The organism is Ruegeria sp. YTSB088, assembly GCF_059609825.1.
On record NZ_JBXWMM010000001.1, the window covers coordinates 334,182 to 350,393 of the forward strand.

At 55.3% G+C, this 16,212-nt stretch carries 16 protein-coding genes; 5 read left to right on the forward strand and 11 right to left on the reverse strand.

Translation table 11 applies throughout. From position 1 onward, the window contains the following. Positions 1-20: 20 nt before the first annotated feature. Positions 21-1,241 carry an aminopeptidase P family protein gene (locus AC2FFA_RS01635; protein ID WP_496849564.1) on the forward strand — a complete coding sequence of 407 codons (1,221 nt, stop codon included), beginning with the start codon at positions 21-23 and terminating at the stop codon, positions 1,239-1,241. Between the two features lie 35 nt (positions 1,242-1,276). Here AC2FFA_RS01635 and speB read toward each other — a convergent pair whose 3' ends face one another. Then, on the reverse strand, positions 1,277-2,251 hold the full coding sequence (gene speB / locus AC2FFA_RS01640; protein ID WP_496849566.1) for an agmatinase: 975 nt from the start codon (positions 2,249-2,251) through the stop codon (positions 1,277-1,279). Between the two features lie 461 nt (positions 2,252-2,712). On the opposite strand from speB, the gene AC2FFA_RS01645 reads away from it, so the two are divergent. Beyond that, a complete protein-coding gene (locus AC2FFA_RS01645; RefSeq protein ID WP_117869132.1) occupies positions 2,713-3,081 on the forward strand; it encodes a group I truncated hemoglobin in 369 nt (122 codons plus the stop codon). Continuing rightward, the gene (locus AC2FFA_RS01650) at positions 3,078-4,136 is read left to right on the forward strand and encodes an adenylate/guanylate cyclase domain-containing protein (RefSeq protein WP_117869131.1); all 1,059 of its coding nucleotides are present in this window, start codon (positions 3,078-3,080) and stop codon (positions 4,134-4,136) included. Before AC2FFA_RS01645 ends, AC2FFA_RS01650 begins: the two co-directional genes overlap by 4 nt. A gap of 6 nt (positions 4,137-4,142) precedes the next feature. Here the strand turns inward: AC2FFA_RS01650 and AC2FFA_RS01655 are convergent, their stop codons facing one another. From AC2FFA_RS01655 to guaA, 9 genes are all read right to left on the reverse strand, one after another. Continuing rightward, positions 4,143-4,757, reverse strand: coding sequence for a TetR/AcrR family transcriptional regulator (locus AC2FFA_RS01655; protein ID WP_117872774.1), 615 nt, complete (start codon positions 4,755-4,757; stop codon positions 4,143-4,145). Positions 4,758-4,870: 113 nt separating this feature from the next. Continuing rightward, positions 4,871-5,740 (reverse strand): polyphosphate kinase 2, encoded by an 870-nt coding sequence (gene ppk2 / locus AC2FFA_RS01660; RefSeq protein WP_117869130.1) that lies wholly within the window; start codon positions 5,738-5,740, stop codon positions 4,871-4,873. A gap of 49 nt (positions 5,741-5,789) precedes the next feature. Continuing rightward, positions 5,790-6,743, reverse strand: coding sequence for an alpha/beta fold hydrolase (locus tag AC2FFA_RS01665; RefSeq protein ID WP_496849569.1), 954 nt, complete (start codon positions 6,741-6,743; stop codon positions 5,790-5,792). Next, positions 6,733-7,650 (reverse strand): homoserine O-acetyltransferase MetA, encoded by a 918-nt coding sequence (metA, locus tag AC2FFA_RS01670; RefSeq protein WP_496849571.1) that lies wholly within the window; start codon positions 7,648-7,650, stop codon positions 6,733-6,735. Before metA ends, AC2FFA_RS01665 begins: the two co-directional genes overlap by 11 nt. A gap of 36 nt (positions 7,651-7,686) precedes the next feature. Beyond that, positions 7,687-8,559 carry an ATPase gene (locus AC2FFA_RS01675; RefSeq protein ID WP_496849573.1) on the reverse strand — a complete coding sequence of 291 codons (873 nt, stop codon included), beginning with the start codon at positions 8,557-8,559 and terminating at the stop codon, positions 7,687-7,689. Positions 8,560-8,606: 47 nt separating this feature from the next. Next, positions 8,607-9,503 carry a DMT family transporter gene (locus tag AC2FFA_RS01680; RefSeq protein WP_496849575.1) on the reverse strand — a complete coding sequence of 299 codons (897 nt, stop codon included), beginning with the start codon at positions 9,501-9,503 and terminating at the stop codon, positions 8,607-8,609. Between the two features lie 100 nt (positions 9,504-9,603). Continuing rightward, a complete protein-coding gene (locus AC2FFA_RS01685; RefSeq protein WP_496681975.1) occupies positions 9,604-10,743 on the reverse strand; it encodes an OmpP1/FadL family transporter in 1,140 nt (379 codons plus the stop codon). A gap of 126 nt (positions 10,744-10,869) precedes the next feature. Continuing rightward, entirely contained in the window at positions 10,870-11,775 is a 906-nt protein-coding gene (locus AC2FFA_RS01690) for a DMT family transporter (RefSeq protein WP_299896660.1), read from the reverse strand. Positions 11,776-11,980: 205 nt separating this feature from the next. Next, positions 11,981-13,540, reverse strand: a complete 1,560-nt coding sequence (guaA, locus tag AC2FFA_RS01695; protein WP_496849578.1) for a glutamine-hydrolyzing GMP synthase — start codon at positions 13,538-13,540, stop codon at positions 11,981-11,983. Positions 13,541-13,633: 93 nt separating this feature from the next. Between guaA and AC2FFA_RS01700 the strand changes: the two genes are divergently transcribed. Together AC2FFA_RS01700 and AC2FFA_RS01705 are read left to right on the forward strand one after the other, a co-directional pair. Beyond that, positions 13,634-14,083, forward strand: a complete 450-nt coding sequence (locus tag AC2FFA_RS01700) for a GNAT family N-acetyltransferase (protein WP_496849579.1) — start codon at positions 13,634-13,636, stop codon at positions 14,081-14,083. Between the two features lie 123 nt (positions 14,084-14,206). Then, positions 14,207-15,751: a trimethylamine methyltransferase family protein gene (locus tag AC2FFA_RS01705; RefSeq protein WP_496849581.1), complete on the forward strand. Its 1,545-nt coding sequence runs from the start codon at positions 14,207-14,209 to the stop codon at positions 15,749-15,751. Here the strand turns inward: AC2FFA_RS01705 and AC2FFA_RS01710 are convergent, their stop codons facing one another. Continuing rightward, entirely contained in the window at positions 15,752-16,051 is a 300-nt protein-coding gene (locus tag AC2FFA_RS01710; RefSeq protein WP_496672053.1) for a DUF6477 family protein, read from the reverse strand. It abuts the gene before it with no gap. Between the last annotated feature and the right edge of the window lie 161 nt (positions 16,052-16,212).

The window sequence follows — 16,212 nt, forward strand, 5'->3', positions numbered from 1 at the left end:
GCAAAGATGAGAGACCAGAGATGACTGACATTTCAAACCGCCCCGAGTTCTTCACCTGCCACAATGGTGACAAGGCCCCGTTGCAGTTCAGCAAAGCCGAGTATGACCGCCGTCTTGGCAAGCTTCGCGCGATAATGGCCAGGCGAGATATCCCAGTGGTGCTGCTGACGTCGATGCAGAATATCGCCTATTACTCAGGCTTTCTGTACTGTGCGTTCGGGCGCCCCTATGGCTGCGTTGTGACCCAGGACAGCTGCACCACCGTGTCCGCCAATATTGATGCCGGGCAACCCTGGCGCCGGTCTGTTGAAGACAACGTTATTTATACTGACTGGAAGCGCGACAACTACTGGCGTGCAGTTGCGAGCCTGATCGGCAATGCAAAACGGATCGGTATCGAAGGCGACCACATGACGCTGGCGGCGCGCGACACAGCGCTGAGCATGCTTGGCGAGCCTGAATTGGTTGACATCGCGACGGACACCATGGCCGCGCGGATGATCAAATCCGCTGAAGAAATCGAATTGATCAAGGGCGGTGCCCGTACTGCCGACGTGGGTGGTGCTGCGATCCATGCCGCAATCCGCGAAGGCGCAACCGAGATCGAGGTTGCAATGGCCGGCCGAGACGCGATGGAAGTGGAAATCGCGCGTGCCTATCCTGATGCCGAATATCGCGACACCTGGGTTTGGTTCCAATCGGGTTTGAACACCGACGGCGCGCATAACCCGGTCACCAAACGCGCGTTGCAAAAAGGCGATATCCTGTCACTGAACACCTTTCCGATGATCTCGGGCTATTATACCGCCTTGGAACGGACCCTGTTTCTGGGCGAGCCGGATGCCGACAGCCTGCGGCTGTGGAAGGCCAATGTGGCCGCGCATGAACTTGGCCTCAGCCTGATCAAACCCGGTGCCACCTGTTCCGGTATCACCGCCGAGATCAACCGGTTCTTTGCCGACGAAGGCCTGCTGCAATACCGGTCCTTCGGCTATGGCCACTCGTTTGGTGTTCTTAGCCATTACTATGGTCGCGAAGCCGGTCTGGAGCTCCGCGAAGACATCGACACCGTGCTGGAACCCGGCATGGTGGTCTCGATCGAGCCGATGCTGTGGATCCCTGAAGGCCAGCCCGGTGCGGGCGGCTACAGAGAGCATGATATTCTGGTAGTGGGTGAAGACGGAGCCGAAAACATCACCGGATTCCCCTACGGGCCGGGTCACAACATTATCGGCGCCTGATGCTTTGGGGTGGAGCCTCGGCTCCACCCGATGTTTTACGTGTGTAGAGCGCGTTCGTGAAATATGAAGCCCAGAAAATTCAGCAGAAGCTGCGCTGCCAGTATCTGAGTGCTTTCAGTGGGATCGTAGGCAGGGGCCACTTCGACAAGATCGATGCCGACCACGTCACCTCTTTTCGCGAGCCCCTGAAGGATCTCCAGAACGTCATAGTACAGAAACCCTCCGTGGCTTGGAGTTCCGGTCCCTGGTGCGATCGATGGACAAAATGCATCGATATCAATAGACACGTAGTACCGTTTTCCCGCGGGTATGCGGTCAAGAACAGCCTCTGTTCCCAGTCTGCGAACCTGCCGTACCGACAGGACATCCGATCCGCGCGCACGCGCGTCGTCATACCCTTCCTTGGACGTGGACGAAACGTTCCGAATACCCAACTGGGTCATCCCTGAAACATAGTCCTTCTCGATCGCGCGGCGCATGGGGTTTCCGTGCCCGTTGGTAACGCCATGACGTTCATCGACAAAGTCCAAATGCGCATCGATTTGAACGACATGTATTGGGCCGTTTTCAGCGCAGTTGCTTTCGAATGCAGAAATGCAGGGGATGTTGACCGAGTGATCACCGCCAATCACCAGCGGAAGGGCTCCGGCCTCTAGAATCTTTCGCACACCAAAGGCTATGTTCTTGTGGCTGGTCTCGGTCTTGGTGTGGACAATATCCGCGTCCCCCAGGTCGACGATCCGAACCGAACTGTCCAGATAGGTCGCGTCATCCTCATGATCATAGGCGCCAGCATGGCCGAAACTGAAAAGGGTCGACGCCTCTCGAACGGCCCGGGGACCAAACCGAGCACCCGGGCGCCACTGCGTGCCAAAGTCGAAGGGCGCGCCGAGGACGCAAACATCGGCATCAATTCTGTCCCAGTTTTCGATGTATGGAGATTTTCCGAAGGTCGATATTCCGACGAAAGGTAGATTTAGGCGCCCAGACGCATATCCATGTTCCTGCACTTTCGGTCCTTTCGATGGTTGTGCCTTATTTTCTTCATGTGAACATGAGGACACGCTGTATTGGAACACAATTCTCTTTGAGCGACAGGTTCCGGGGGCTTATCAGGCGAAAATGTCTTCCGGTGGGGTGGGCTGGCTTGTGTCCAAAGTTCACCCAGACCAGTCCATTGGAGCACTTCAGGATTAGCCAAGACATATTCCCGTTTGTGGTGTGCAATTCATTTCTTTCCCGTTTTCACATTGGAAAAATAGCTAATGCCGCTTGAACGTCGGATAGAGGTCAGGCCAGAAACGGTACGGTTATGGTGGAACAGGTTCGGCACCAGCGAAGCTTTGGTGGTTTTTCCAGTACAACAAGACAGTTTTTGATCGTTCCCTGTCAGAAAATCATAAGCGTTAACAAAAAAATCGATTTGATATAGAGTTGTGGGGTTATTGATTGGTAACGCGCGGGTATACGTGTGGCACAGACACTTTATGAAAAATATGGCGGCTTCAAAACGATCAGCCGAGTCGTGATGACTTTCTATGAAATGGCGTTGGACTCGGATGAGATCGGCCACCATTTCGAAGACATTGATATGCCGCGTTTGATCGACCATCAAACCAAGTTCGTTTCGTCCTTGATTGGCGGGCCGGCATCTTTCAGTGATGACAGGATCGAAGTGGTTCATCGGCATTTGAACATTTCACACAATGAATTCGACGTCATGGCCGAGCTCTTTGGCGACGCGCTGAGTCAGCATGGTATGTCGGACGGCGACGTCAAAACTGCGCTGAAGGCGATCGAAGGAAAGCGTTCGATCATCGTCGCCCGGAATGCGGCATGAGCATTCTTGCTATAAACGAACAATTGCTGCGCGCGATCGGAGTGGGCGTCGCCGTAGTACGTGCATCCGACCTGCAGTTCGTGTTTCACAACGGGCCCTTCAGGGAATGGTTCGGTACACCTGACAATGGCAGTACCCTAAGCGACGTTCTTTCTGATCTCGACCCGAAGGAACTGGAGGATGTGAAGCAATCTGGCCTTCGGTACTCGGTCGAATTGCAGATCAAACCAAAGCGAAGGACACTGATTTTTGCGGTCACAGTCTCGCTGGCCAGCGGGTTGTCCGAACAGGTGCTGATTGTTGAATGTCAGAACATCACCCGCATTCGGGAGTTGGAAAGCATGATTGACAGCTATTCCACCATGGTCGAGCGAAATACCCGAGAGCTTGAGCGCGAAAAGGAGAGGGTGGAACGCCTGTTGCTGAACCTGATGCCGCGAGCGGTGTATGAAGAGTTCAAGACGTTTGGCGTTGTCACACCGCAGCTGTATCAGCAGGTTTCGGTGGTGATGCTGGATTTTGTCGGGTTCACGGATTTCGCGGCCAAGACCGACCCGACAGTGACCTTGAGTGAGTTGAACGACATCTTCACGGCATTTGACCGGATCGTCGAACAATTCGGGTGTGAGCGGATCAAGACGATTGGCGATGCCTATCTGGCCGTATCAGGCATGCCCGATCCCACACCGGATCATGCGACCGCAGTGGCGCATTGCGCGGTAAGGTTTCTGCGCTATCTCGAGCGCCGCAACGAAAGCCATCCGCATAAGTGGCAGGCCCGGATCGGATTGGGTATGGGTGCGGCTGTAGGATCGGTCGTGGGCATTCAGAAATATGTCTATGACGTGTTTGGCCCTGCCGTGAACATCGCATCCCGGTTGCAGGTCTTTGCCAACCCCATGAATATCGTGGCCCCGGAAGAGATGAAATATGCTCTGATCGACGAGTTTCAGGTCTCGGATCTGGGGTGCGTTGATATCAAGGGGATGGGTGAGATGGATCTGATCAATGTGACATCAGGTTTGAGTATGCCGCAGAGCAGTCGTTCATTCTGACTGGCGTCATTCGTCCTGTGGGATCAGACCCAAACCGCGCAGATAAATACCGATACCGCTTTCCAACAAGTCCTCGGGGGGGAAAGGCGAAGTTGCGCCGGTATTTCGGGCATACAGCTCGACGACCCCGTGGCTCATCGCCCAGATATGCGCGCTGAACATCGAGGCAGGCGGGCGCTTTTCCGGTGGAATATGCTGGGACAGGTCAGCGGCCGCTTGCTCAAGAACAGACTTCGCCCGATTTGCTGCCAGGGACAATTCAGGCGTGCGGTTCAGGGATATTCCACTTTCGAACATGGCAATGTAATGCCCGGGGTTCTTGCGTGCAAAGGCCAGATAAGCACGCCCCGTTGCTTCAAAAGCCGCAAGGGCTGAAGGCTGTCCTTCGTCGTAGGCGTATTGCATCAGGTCTGCGAACATCTCAAACCCCTGCCGTGCGGCTTCGGCAATCAGGTCCTCGCGCCCTTGAAAATGACGATAGACGGCGGCAGGCGTGACACCGGCAGTTTTTGCGGCCTCGGACAGCGTGAAACCGGTCGGGCCCTTGTCTTCGATCAGGGACAAGGCTGCCTCGATCAGGGCTTGCTTCAGGTTTCCGTGGTGATAACCGCGTTTCGTCATCCCGGCCTCAGTTGCATTGATTGGGTGTTGGAAGACAAGGACATAGACCACCGATGCATTGTCGTCCAATACATGATCGTGAAGGCATCGACAGGGCAGGGCAGAGCGACAATTTATGCCTCCCACACGTCCGGGCCACCGCAGATACGGGCATCAACCTCGCCGATACTCTTCTTGTCCTTCTCTTCATAGTCCAAGGCATGCAAAACCGTTCGGATGGCCGCAAGGCGCGCGCGTTTTTTGTCGTCAGAACGGACAATTGTCCACGGGCAGGCATCAGAATGCGATCGGGTCAGGGTTTCCGAGATCGACTGCGTGTATTCGTCCCATTTGTTCAGCCCTGCCACGTCGATCGCGCTGAGCTTCCATTGCTTCAAAGGGTCGTTTTCGCGCGCCAGAAAACGGTTCAGTTGTTCTGCACGCCCGACATTAAGCCAGAATTTGAAAAAATGGATGCCGTCATTCACCAGACCGGTTTCAAGCGGCAGGACCTGTCGGAAGAACCGCTCACGCTGCTCCTGTGAACAGAAGCCAAAGACATTCTCGACGACGCCTCGATTGTACCAACTGCGATCAAAGAACACGATCTCTCCGGCGGCGGGCAGATGCAGGATGTAGCGCTGGAAATACCATTGGCTGCGTTCGGCGTCTGATGGTTTGGCCAGCGCAACGTTGCGCGCGCCGCGGGGGTTCAGGTTTTCACGAAACCGCTTGATGGTGCCACCTTTGCCCGCGGCATCGCGGCCTTCGAAAATGATGGCTACCCGTTGATCGGTTTCCTTGACCCAGGATTGCATTTTGACCAATTCAATCTGGAGCAGGTCCATCTGCTCATCATAATCCTTGGACTTCATTTTTTCAGAATACGGGTAGGTCGGGTTCAGAATATCGCCCTTTTTCGCGTTTTGAATCTCTTCCCGTACAGATTTGGGCGCGTCTTTCCGAAAATACTTCTCGATGGAGCCTTTTCCTGACCGGGCCATATGTCACCTCGCGATAAAATCCATATCTGACTATGGATTAGAGCTTGGGTTAACGCAAACCCGCTCGCTGCGCCGCGCGATCTATCGCGGCGGCAACTTCGGGTGCTGCGACCACCTGTGGCATATGACCGACACCCGGTAACTCGATCAACTCGGCCCCGGGGATTTGTTCGATCAGACGTTCAGAATGCCATTCTAGACCAACGGTATCGTCGGCCGTTCCGTGAATGATTTCGGTCGGTACGGAAATCTCGCCATATCTGGGTTGCAGGCGGGTGACTTCGTCCAGCAGGTTGGCGCGTTGCTTGGCATTTGCATGCATCGAGCCACGCCGGATCGTCAGCCCTGGCCCAAAGTGTTCGGCATAGCCTTCCGGCGCCGTTTGCGGTGCAAATACCTTGTCCAACGCCTGTGTTACGTACCATTCGGGCACGAAAGAGCTGATCAGGGGCAAGGCCAGCGCATTGCCCGACTTGGTTGACGCAAGCCGGTTGAACCCATCCAAAGGCGTTTCCCACGGGATAGCGGCCGGAGCTATCAGAACCAGAGCCGAGATATTCTCGGGTCGGGTCACGGCCCAGGCCAGCGAGACCGATCCGCCATAGCTCTGCCCGGCCACGATGGGCTTTTCCGCCCCAAGCTGAGCCGCCGCCTGTTGCAGGATATCCGCCTGTTCAATGAGGGTTTCACCGTTCGGATTGAAGCTTTCGGAATAGCCCAACCCCGGTCGGTCAAAAACGATCACGCGGTATGACTTGGCCAGAATAGGGGCCAGCGCAAAGGTCATATCGCGCGTGTTCCCGCTGGAACCATGGATCAGAACGACATCAGGACCGTCCCCCATGACCACGGCGTGCACGGCGAGGCCGCCTACATCCAGAATCTGACCTTCGGGGGGGTAAGCCGCCTCGGCCAGCGCTTCGTTCCGGGCGCTGCGCCAGGTTGTCAGTATGACAAGGCCCAGAACGGCCAGGCCAAGGGATATCAGGACTTTAGTGGCCAATTTTTGTCATGTTGAAAGGCGTGGATTGATAGATCTCGTTGATCCAGTTGCCGTACAGCAGATGTGCATGACTGCGCCACCGGTTCTGCGGCGTGTTGGATGGATCATCGTCGGGATAGTAGTTGATAGGTACGTTGATAGGCGTGCCGTTGCTGACGTCCCGATCATATTCCTGTTTCAGCGTGTCACTGTCATATTCGAAGTGATTAAAGATATACAACGCGCGATGGCCGGGATCTTCGACCAGACAGGGGCCGACATCGTCGCTGCCCAACAGGGTTCTCAGCCCGGGTGCGCGATCGATTTCATCCTGTTTCATTTCAGTCCATCGGCTGACCGGAATGACGCAGTCATCCGAGAAACCGCGCAAGAACGGAGACGCCAGATCCAGGTTGCGATGCCGGAAACAACCAAAGGCTTTTGCGTCCAGCATGTGCTTTTTGACACCGTGAAAATGGTTGATCATCGCCATCCCGCCCCAACACACACCAAAGGTGGAATGCACGTTGGTTTGAGTCCAGTCGAAGATCTCGCTGATTTCATCCCAATAGGTGACATCACAAAATTCCAGATGTTCGATCGGGGCGCCGGTAATGATCAGACCGTCGAGCTTCTGATCTTTGATCTCTTGAAAGGGACGATAGAACTCGGACATATGCTCGGCGGCGGTGGTTTTGGTCCGGTGTTCAGTCATGCGGATCAAAGACAGATCGATCTGCAATGGAGTTGCCCCGATCAGACGCGCGAACTGGTTTTCGGTCTGGATTTTCTTGGGCATCAGGTTCAGCAAGCCGATGCGCAGTGGGCGGATGTCCTGACGCATTGCCTGATCTTCGTCCATGACCATGACGCCCTCTTTGGTCAGGACGTCAAAAGCAGGCAGATCTGAAGGGATTTTGATGGGCATATGTCAGGCTTCTAAGGGATTAGTGAAAACTGGTAGTTAGGCGTTTTTGTGCCTGGTCTCAAGGGTGTGTTCGATCAACTCATCGAAATCGGCGGCGTCGCGGATTTTACCGATGTCATTGGCTGCAATCGTCACGCCCCAGTTATTCGCCATGGCTTCGTAGCGCGGCTGACGGTGCGCCAAGGCCTGCGCATAGGTCCAACGGACGAAATCATCGGGATTCACATCGGTTTCCGAACATCCGTGTTGTTCCAGATAGTCTGTCCAGGCTCTGGTCAGGAATTCGGCCTGATAGGACATGGGCTTAGGGGCTTTGTCAAAACGACGTACAAGCTCTGCCGTGTGTTCCTCATCCCCCTTCAGCCAGATCATCAGGGTGTGTTGCGAAAGCTCGAACAGTACCCGGTCGTTCGGATCCTCGGGGTCCACCCACTCGCAGATCGATCCACCGGTGTCGCAGATGAAATGGGGGTATTTGTACAGACGCTCGGCGCGGTCGATGAAATACTCGGTATCCAGCAGAGCGTGTATTTCGGCCAGTCGAAACTGTTCCTGCCTGCGTCGGTATTCCGGCATTTCCAATCCGCCGAGGGCAGGGTTGCCCGGTTTGCCCAGATAGGCCGCGACCGGAGTCAGGTTTGCGAACGAGATATTGGAGCCGATATAAATGGAATCCGACAGTAGCAGGTCACGCAAGAACGGGACTTTCATCGCCTCGGCCTTTGCGTTGTCGGTAATGTATTCGCCCATGTACCGGGTGCCGATGCGATAGTCGATCGAGTAATGAAACCAGTTCCCTGAGCCGCGAAGAATGTTCGAGACATAGGTCTTACCCAGACCGGACATGCCAAAGAACAGCACCTTCTTGCGGCGTGCCGTGCGCCAGTCTTTGGCTGTGTTATAGATCATCTTGTGCTGTCCCTTTTTGCCTTTGCTAAATCGGGCAGCGGACGGCGTCAATCGCGGCGGCCAGCTTGGTTCAATACCAGAAGACCCATGGCGAGGATAACAAAGCCGAAATAGGCATTCGACGGCAGCGCTTCGTTTCGCAGAATCGCGCCAAGCACGATGGCGACAGGAGGGATAACAAGCGTCACCAGCATCAGGTTGCCGCTGCCCGCCATCGCCAGGACTCGATAATACAAAAGGTATGCCCCCGCTGTTGCCACAATGGCGTAATACCCAATCGCAGCCCAGGTGACCGCGGGCAGAGCAAGCGTTGGCACCCCGTCCGTCATGAGCGTCAGGGGCAGGATTAGTAGGGTCGAGCCGGTCAGCATTCCAGCGGCCGCGACGACGGGGTGAAGGTCAGACAGATGATACCGCGCCCAAGCCGCGGCAAAAGCATACGAGAGCGTTCCGGCCAACACGGCAAGCTGGGCTGTGTTTTGCAGGCTGAAAGACGTGAAGGTCTGAATTCCGATGATGATTGAGACACCGAGAAAACCTAGAAAAACGCCGATCACCCGGGCTTGTGTCAAACGCTCATCTTTGAAAAACAGTGCCGCAACAAGAACACCAAAGATGGCCGTGGTCGCGTTCAGAATAGCGGTCAGGCCAGAGTCGATGTAAAGCTGACCCCATGCCATCAAGCTGAATGGGATGACATTGTTCAGCAACCCCATGATCAGGAATGCACCCCAGATGCGGGGTGAGCGGGGCAGGGAAAGTCCCTTGGCCCAAGCTACCAGCCAAAGCACCAGCATCGCCCAGAACGTGCGGTGCAAAACCGATGTCATAACGGGAATGGAGTCCAGGGCGATCCGAATGGCCACAAAGGATGCGCCCCAAATGACAGCCAGAAAAATGAGTTCGGCCCAGGCGCGCTGAGAAAGGTGTTTTTGCGTGTTCATGGCCGTACACTCGCATTCAGCAGACGGAACCGCGACCCGAAACCTGCGCAAAAAAAGGCTCCGCTGAAACAGCGGAGCCTTGAGGATAATCATCTTTGGATTAGTTCAGCGCGTATGTAATCTGGAAGCCTACGCTCCAGGCGCTGTTGCCAGTGAACGTTCCGCGTGCATTCGGGCCAGCGCCATTAGATGTCGCATCACCGATGTCGGTGTAGCGAACACCGCCGGAAATCTTCGCATTCTCCAGCGAGTACGTTCCGCCCAGACCAATGCTCCAGAACCCGTCGGTCGGGCCGAGGTTTGATACAGGGGTGCCCTGGGAAGTCTCGTAGCCCAACGTCACAGCGCCACTGAACTCTTCCGAGAACTGGTACCCCATGCCCAACGAATACGTGAAGGTAGAATCAGCGTAGTCAACAAGGTTGCTGGTGGGTGGGTAGTTTGGCGGGTTGTAGACGAGCTGTGGCCAGTCAACCCAGCGGATTGAACCGAACAGAAGCGTCTTTGGTGCTACACCTGTTTGAAAGTCAAGATTGATCGACTGGGGTGTTTCAATTTCACTCGAAGAGTTAACGGGCAAACCCCCAGTCAAAGCACTGGATTCTGTCTGAGAAAGATCGTGTGAAATCTTCGAGTTATAGGTAAGCGCAACTCTGGCAGCGATCTCAGGTTTTTCCCAAGCCACACCAACAACGTACCCAAATGCAACGTCCGCATCGGTATCAACGTTATACCCGGCAGCAAGCGGTACGGTAATATTAGCCGTAACACGCTGTGCGCGAACACCACCAATCGCGCTGAAGCCACCGTCGAATTTGTACCTCAGCAAAGCTGTAATCGCGTCTGTGTCAGCGGTTGCCTGCAAGACGCGGGGGTCTGACGGATTAGTCGGGTTGATCGATAGCGGAAAGGCTGCTGCGTACTGGATATCGGCACCAAAGGGCTGATCATACATGATCGCGAAATCGAGTTTTTCAGTCAGTGACGTTTTGTAGCCCAGATGCGGTGTGAAAAAGTCGTTCGCGACCTCACCGGAATCGACCGGTTGCCCAATGTTTGGTCCAGCCAAAGCTGGCATGGTGCCCGTTACGCTGGGGTTGGTGTATCCCAACCGAAACTGAACCACTGATCCTTCTTCGAAGATCAGGTTTACGCCCTGACCACTGCGGTCCAGTCCGCCTGCGTATCCTGCCGTCGCTCCAGCACACAAAGCGCAGGTCGCGAGTAGTGTTTTTTTCATTCTGTCCTCCCTAACAATCTCCCGCGGGTTTCAATGGCGTTTAGCTGAGTGTGACGAACGCCTATCCCGTGTATGATGAGCGATACTCTCTTTTTGGTTACTTTAAGGTCAACTGGTGACGGTGCGTTACGTATTGCGACTAGTGTTTTCAACTGTTGCTAAACTGTTACGACTTTCGGACCAGATATTCAGGAAAATACCGGAAAAGATGACTGCGGCACCTATCAGGACCCAATGGTCGATGGGTTCGTGGTAAAGGATCATTCCGACCACTGCGATCGTAGGAAGCCTTGCAAAATCAAATGGGATCACAACTGTCGCCGGGGCGATGGCAAGAGCGTTGGTTATGCAGAAATGGGCCAACAGACCGGCCAGCCCAACCAGAATCAAAAAGGGTGCGCTTTGCGCTGTGGGCAAGGAAATCTGTCCATCAAAACCTGCAGCGATGGCCCCAAGAACCGCCTGCATGGTCGTAAGCCAGAAAACGATGCAGCCGATACTGGCAAAACGTGTGAGTTTTTTGGTCGAAATCGTTGTAAATGCGAAGAAAATCGCAGACGCAGCTGCGGTCACAAGGCCGGGGCTCAAGGGCGCCGTACCAGGGCGCGTAACAATCAGAACGCCGGCAAAACCAATAAGCGCTGCCGTCATCTTAAGCGCAGTAAGGCGTTCGTTCAAAAGAAGTGGCGACAGCAGAATCACCCAAAGCGGCTGGGTGAATTCCAATGCGAACACCTGCGCCAAAGGCGCAACAGCGACCGCATAGAACCAAAGATTCTGCCCTGTGAAATGCAGGGTGTTTCGCAGGGCGTGCAAACCCAAGCGTTGCGTGGAAACCTGAACCCAACCGCCTGTGGCAGTCAGTACGAGGGCGACAACAACAAACCCTACCAGGCTTCGGTACATCATGATCTCGAACGTGTCGTGCACGACGCTCAGTTCGCGACCAGCAACCGCCATCGAGGAGAAGGACGCAATGGCTCCAGTCATCCACAAGGCGGCCTTGAACGTGTTTTTTTGTGTCTGATTCACGTGCCACACCCCGACCTGGTCGCGCGGTCACGGCCCCGGTGTCGGGGCCTTCGCTACGCGATCAAAAAGATTGAATTCGTTGAATCATTGAAACGCTTATGAAGCGTCAGGTTCAAGGTCGCGTCCGACTTTTTCAAACACGGCTTGGAAGAAATTCCTCGGATCGGGTCGTTTTTGGCGTCGAACGCGGTGGTGTTTTGCCGGATCATTCCCACTCGATGGTCCCGGGCGGTTTCGAGGTGATGTCATATGTGCATCGGTTGATGCCCTTGACCTCGTTGATGATCCGGGTCGCCGTTTCGCCAAGGAACTCGTGGCTGAAGGGGTAATAGTCCGCTGTCATTCCATCGACCGAAGTAACGGCCCGCAACGCACAGGCGTAATCATAGGTGCGGCCATCGCCCATCACGCCCACTGTGCGGACTGGAAGGATGGCGACAAAAGCCTGCCAGATGTCATCATAGAGCCCGTGCTTGCGGATCTGATCGATGTAAATTGCGTCAGCCTCGCGCAGGATTTCCAGTTTTTCGCGGGTGATCTCGCCGGGGCAGCGAATGGCCAGACCCGGTCCGGGGAAGGGGTGGCGCCCGATGAAGCTCTGCGGCAGACCAAGTTCTCGGCCCAGTGCGCGGACTTCGTCCTTGAACAATTCACGCAGCGGTTCGACCAGTTTCAGGCCCATCTTTTCCGGCAGGCCGCCCACGTTGTGATGGGACTTGATCGTTACAGAAGGCCCGCCCGAGAACGACACTGATTCGATCACATCGGGATAGAGAGTGCCCTGAGCCAGGAATTCGGCGCCGTCGATGGTATCGGCGTGCTTCTGGAACACGTCGATGAACAGTTTTCCGATGATCTTGCGCTTGGTCTCGGGGTCGCTCTGACCTTCCAATTCCCCAAGAAACAGCTCGGATTCGTCTGCGTGGATCAACTGAATGTTGTAGTTGTGGCGGAACATGCCGACGACTTCTTCGGCCTCATTCTTGCGCAGCAGCCCGTGATCGACGAACACGCAGGTCAGTTGATCCCCGATTGCTTCGTGAATAAGGATCGCGGCAACCGAGCTGTCGACGCCGCCGGACAATCCGCAAATGACCTTCTTGTCTCCGACTTGTTCGCGGATCTTGCGGATCATGTCTTCGCGATAAGCGCCCATGGTCCAGTCACCCTTGAACCCGGCCAGCTTAACGAAGTTTTCATACAGTTTCGCGCCCTTGGGTGTATGGTGTACCTCGGGGTGAAACTGCACGGCATAGAAGTGCCGCGATGGATCAGCCGTGATCGCATAAGGTGCGTTGGGCGAGGTTCCAAATACCTCAAACCCCGGTGCGATTTCACTGACATGGTCGCCGTGGCTCATCCAGACTTGTTCATCGCCGTCCGCGAACCAGCCCTCCAGGATATCCAGTTTGTCTTTCGGTGTAACAAAGGCCCGACCAAACTCGGCTGTGCCATGGCCGCTTTCGACTTTGCCGCCAAGCTGATGCATCATCACCTGCTGGCCATAGCAGATGCCGAGGATCGGAACTCCATAATCAAAAATCTCTTGCGGAGCACGGGGCGAGCCCTCGCGCGTCACGCTGTCCGGACCGCCCGAGAAAATCACGGCGCGCGGCGCCATTTCCCGCACGAATTCCATCGTGACATTCTGGTAAGGGTGAATTTCACAATAGACATTCAACTCGCGCAGGCGGCGAGCGATAAGCTGCGTAACCTGGCTGCCGAAGTCGATGATCAGAAGGCGGTCGTGGGATGTCTGGGTCATAACCGGCTCATAAGTTGCAAGCCTTGCATGTGCAAGCGGTATGGCATCATTTGATACAAAAGCTGAGTCAAACCGGCGGAAAGATCAGGTGCTATGTCGAAGATCAAATTCAGAACTGCTGATGTGGCGGATGCAGATGAGGTAACGCGGTGCCTGGAAAGTGCCTATGCAGATGCAACAAACCTGATCGAGGACCTGCCGGACGTCACTGCCGGAATCGCGGATGACATCAAGACCCACCACGTCGTGCTTGCAATATCCGGCGGTATAGTCGGGGCCATCGTTTTTGATCGCATCGACGACGCAATCATGGTGTTCAACCTAGCGGTTTCGCCTGAAGCCCAAGGGCAGGGAGTCGCGCGGCGATTAATGCAGTTTGCCGAAGAAGAAGCAAGGTTGCGCAAACTATCCAAGCTGAGGTTGCGAACCCATAAGATGATGAAGGGCACGATTGCCATGTATCTGCACATGGGTTGGAAAGTGACGGCTCAGGCGGGCAACGGTCTCACTATGGAAAAAGCGTTGGGGGCTGATCCCGACTAAATGGTGGCTTTGTTGGGGGGCGGCAATGTCGCTTTTCCCCCCAGAGCGCCGCAATCCCTATGCTTGGGTTCTGGCAAACCTGTATCAAAACGCTCAATCTAACCAACCAGACGGGATTTTCTCATGGCAGAGGCAAACACCCGGCGCAGGGCGAGAGGTGGCGGTGGCGCTGCCCGCCGTGCCGAGCGTACCGCAGTTCGTATCGAGACTGCGAAATACATCGAACGTAACATTCCGAATTTCGAGATTCTCAACGAAGAGGCGCTCGAGATTATCGAAAACAACGCTGAAACCGTGTTGGAAGAAATCGGCGTCAACTTTGTCGACAACCCGGCCGCGCTGGAACGTTGGCGTGACGCAGGCGCAGATATTGACGGTGAGCGTGTGCGCATCCCGCGTGGTCTGGCCCGTGAGCTGATCAAGACAGCCCCCAGCCAGTTTACCCAGCACGCCCGCAACCCCGAGAAATCAGTTGTGATCGGTGGCCGTAACATGGTTCTAGCCCCGGTTTACGGTCCTCCATTCGTGCGTGATGCACAGGGTGGGCGCCGCTATGCAACCATGGACGATTTCAACAAGTTCGTGAAACTTGCCTATATGTCCAAGTGGTTGCACCACTCGGGCGGTACGGTGTGTGAGCCGACCGACATTCCGGTGAACAAGCGCCATCTGGACATGCTGAAGGCGCATATGACCCTGTCGGACAAGCCTTTCATGGGCTCTGTGACCGATCCCAGCCGGGCACAGGATTCGGTTGAAATGTGCGAAATCCTGTTCGGTAAGGAGTTCGTGCAGGAAAACACCGTGATGACCTCGCTGACCAACATCAACTCGCCGTTGACATTCGACGACGTGATGATGGGCTCGCTGGAAGTTTATGCGCGCAATAATCAGGCCTGCATCATCTCACCCTTTATCGTGGGCGGAGCGATGGCGCCGGTCTCGGTGGCCGGTACTTTGACGCAGGTTCTGGCCGAGGTCATGGCCGGCGTTGCCTACAGCCAGATAATCCGTCCGGGTGCCCCCGCGATCTTCGGTGCATTCGTGACATCGATCGATATGAACTCGGGCGCGCCAACCTTCGGCACTCCCGAAGCTGCGCATATCACTTATGGTGCCGGCCAGCTGGCACGTCGTCTGAACCTTCCGTACCGGTCGGCTGGTTCGTTCTGCGGATCGAAATTGCCGGACGCGCAGGCAGCATACGAAACAGCGAACTCATTGAACATGGGCCTTCTGTCGGGCGTGAACTTCATGCTGCATTCCTGTGGCTGGCTGGAAGGCGGTCTGGTTGCCGACTTCGAGAAGTTCGTCATGGATGCAGATCAGTTGGGAGTATTGCATTCGCTGGCCAAAGGCGTTGCATATGACGAAAACGCTCAGGCCATGGATGCGATCCGCGAGGTCGGTCCGGGTGGGCACTATCTCGGCTGTGCCCACACGCAGGCCAACTTCAAGGAATCCTTCTGGAAATCCGAAGTGCTGGATTACAAACCATACGAAACCTGGCAGGAAGAGGGCGCGCGTGACACGAGAGCGTTGGCCACAGCTCGGGCTGAACATTTGCTGGCCAACTATCAGCAACCCCAGATGGATCCGGACACCGCTGCGGCTCTGGAAGCCTATATCGCCGAAAAAAAGGCCTCCATGCCGGATTCGTTTTCCTGATTATTGCAGAACCGAGGCGCGGCTGGCCTGATACAGCTGCGCCTCACCCAACAACGCAATAAGCAGATCCAGATGCCGCACCAGTGAGTATGCGGCATCGTCTTCTTTTCGCTGTTCATTTACCTCTTTTTCCATCTCGACCAAACGCACCAGCGCCTGACCTGAACTAGGCAGCGAACCGTATCCCAGAATGCGTTGCAGATGCCTCTCCCGATTGTAATCCCGCGCCCCGAATCTGGCAGCACGCGCCAGCATGCGTGGGCGGCGGAGGGTAGCGATCATTGTCATCAGGTCCTGCATGTCGTGTGTCCCTTTTTCGAAATTTCAAGGGCCATGTGTTGCACAACCTTAGCGGGTGTTGTCTTTGTCAGAGTCCCTCCGAGCGATGGTTTCACGACTGTATATCTTTTTGAATCAAATCTGGTTCTTGCCTTGTGTGGTTAACGAACGAGTAACGAATG

Coding starts and splice junctions, on each gene's coding strand:
- ppk2 (WP_117869130.1), bottom strand. CDS start 5,740: ATGGCCCGGTCAGGAAAAGGCTCCATCGAGAAGTATTTTCGGAAAGAC.
- AC2FFA_RS01635 (WP_496849564.1), top strand. CDS start 21: ATGACTGACATTTCAAACCGCCCCGAGTTCTTCACCTGCCACAATGGT.
- AC2FFA_RS01685 (WP_496681975.1), bottom strand. CDS start 10,743: ATGAAAAAAACACTACTCGCGACCTGCGCTTTGTGTGCTGGAGCGACG.
- AC2FFA_RS01705 (WP_496849581.1), top strand. CDS start 14,207: ATGGCAGAGGCAAACACCCGGCGCAGGGCGAGAGGTGGCGGTGGCGCT.
- AC2FFA_RS01680 (WP_496849575.1), bottom strand. CDS start 9,503: ATGAACACGCAAAAACACCTTTCTCAGCGCGCCTGGGCCGAACTCATT.
- AC2FFA_RS01655 (WP_117872774.1), bottom strand. CDS start 4,757: ATGACGAAACGCGGTTATCACCACGGAAACCTGAAGCAAGCCCTGATC.
- AC2FFA_RS01710 (WP_496672053.1), bottom strand. CDS start 16,051: ATGCAGGACCTGATGACAATGATCGCTACCCTCCGCCGCCCACGCATG.
- metA (WP_496849571.1), bottom strand. CDS start 7,650: ATGCCCATCAAAATCCCTTCAGATCTGCCTGCTTTTGACGTCCTGACC.
- guaA (WP_496849578.1), bottom strand. CDS start 13,540: ATGACCCAGACATCCCACGACCGCCTTCTGATCATCGACTTCGGCAGC.
- AC2FFA_RS01675 (WP_496849573.1), bottom strand. CDS start 8,559: ATGATCTATAACACAGCCAAAGACTGGCGCACGGCACGCCGCAAGAAG.
- AC2FFA_RS01650 (WP_117869131.1), top strand. CDS start 3,078: ATGAGCATTCTTGCTATAAACGAACAATTGCTGCGCGCGATCGGAGTG.
- AC2FFA_RS01700 (WP_496849579.1), top strand. CDS start 13,634: ATGTCGAAGATCAAATTCAGAACTGCTGATGTGGCGGATGCAGATGAG.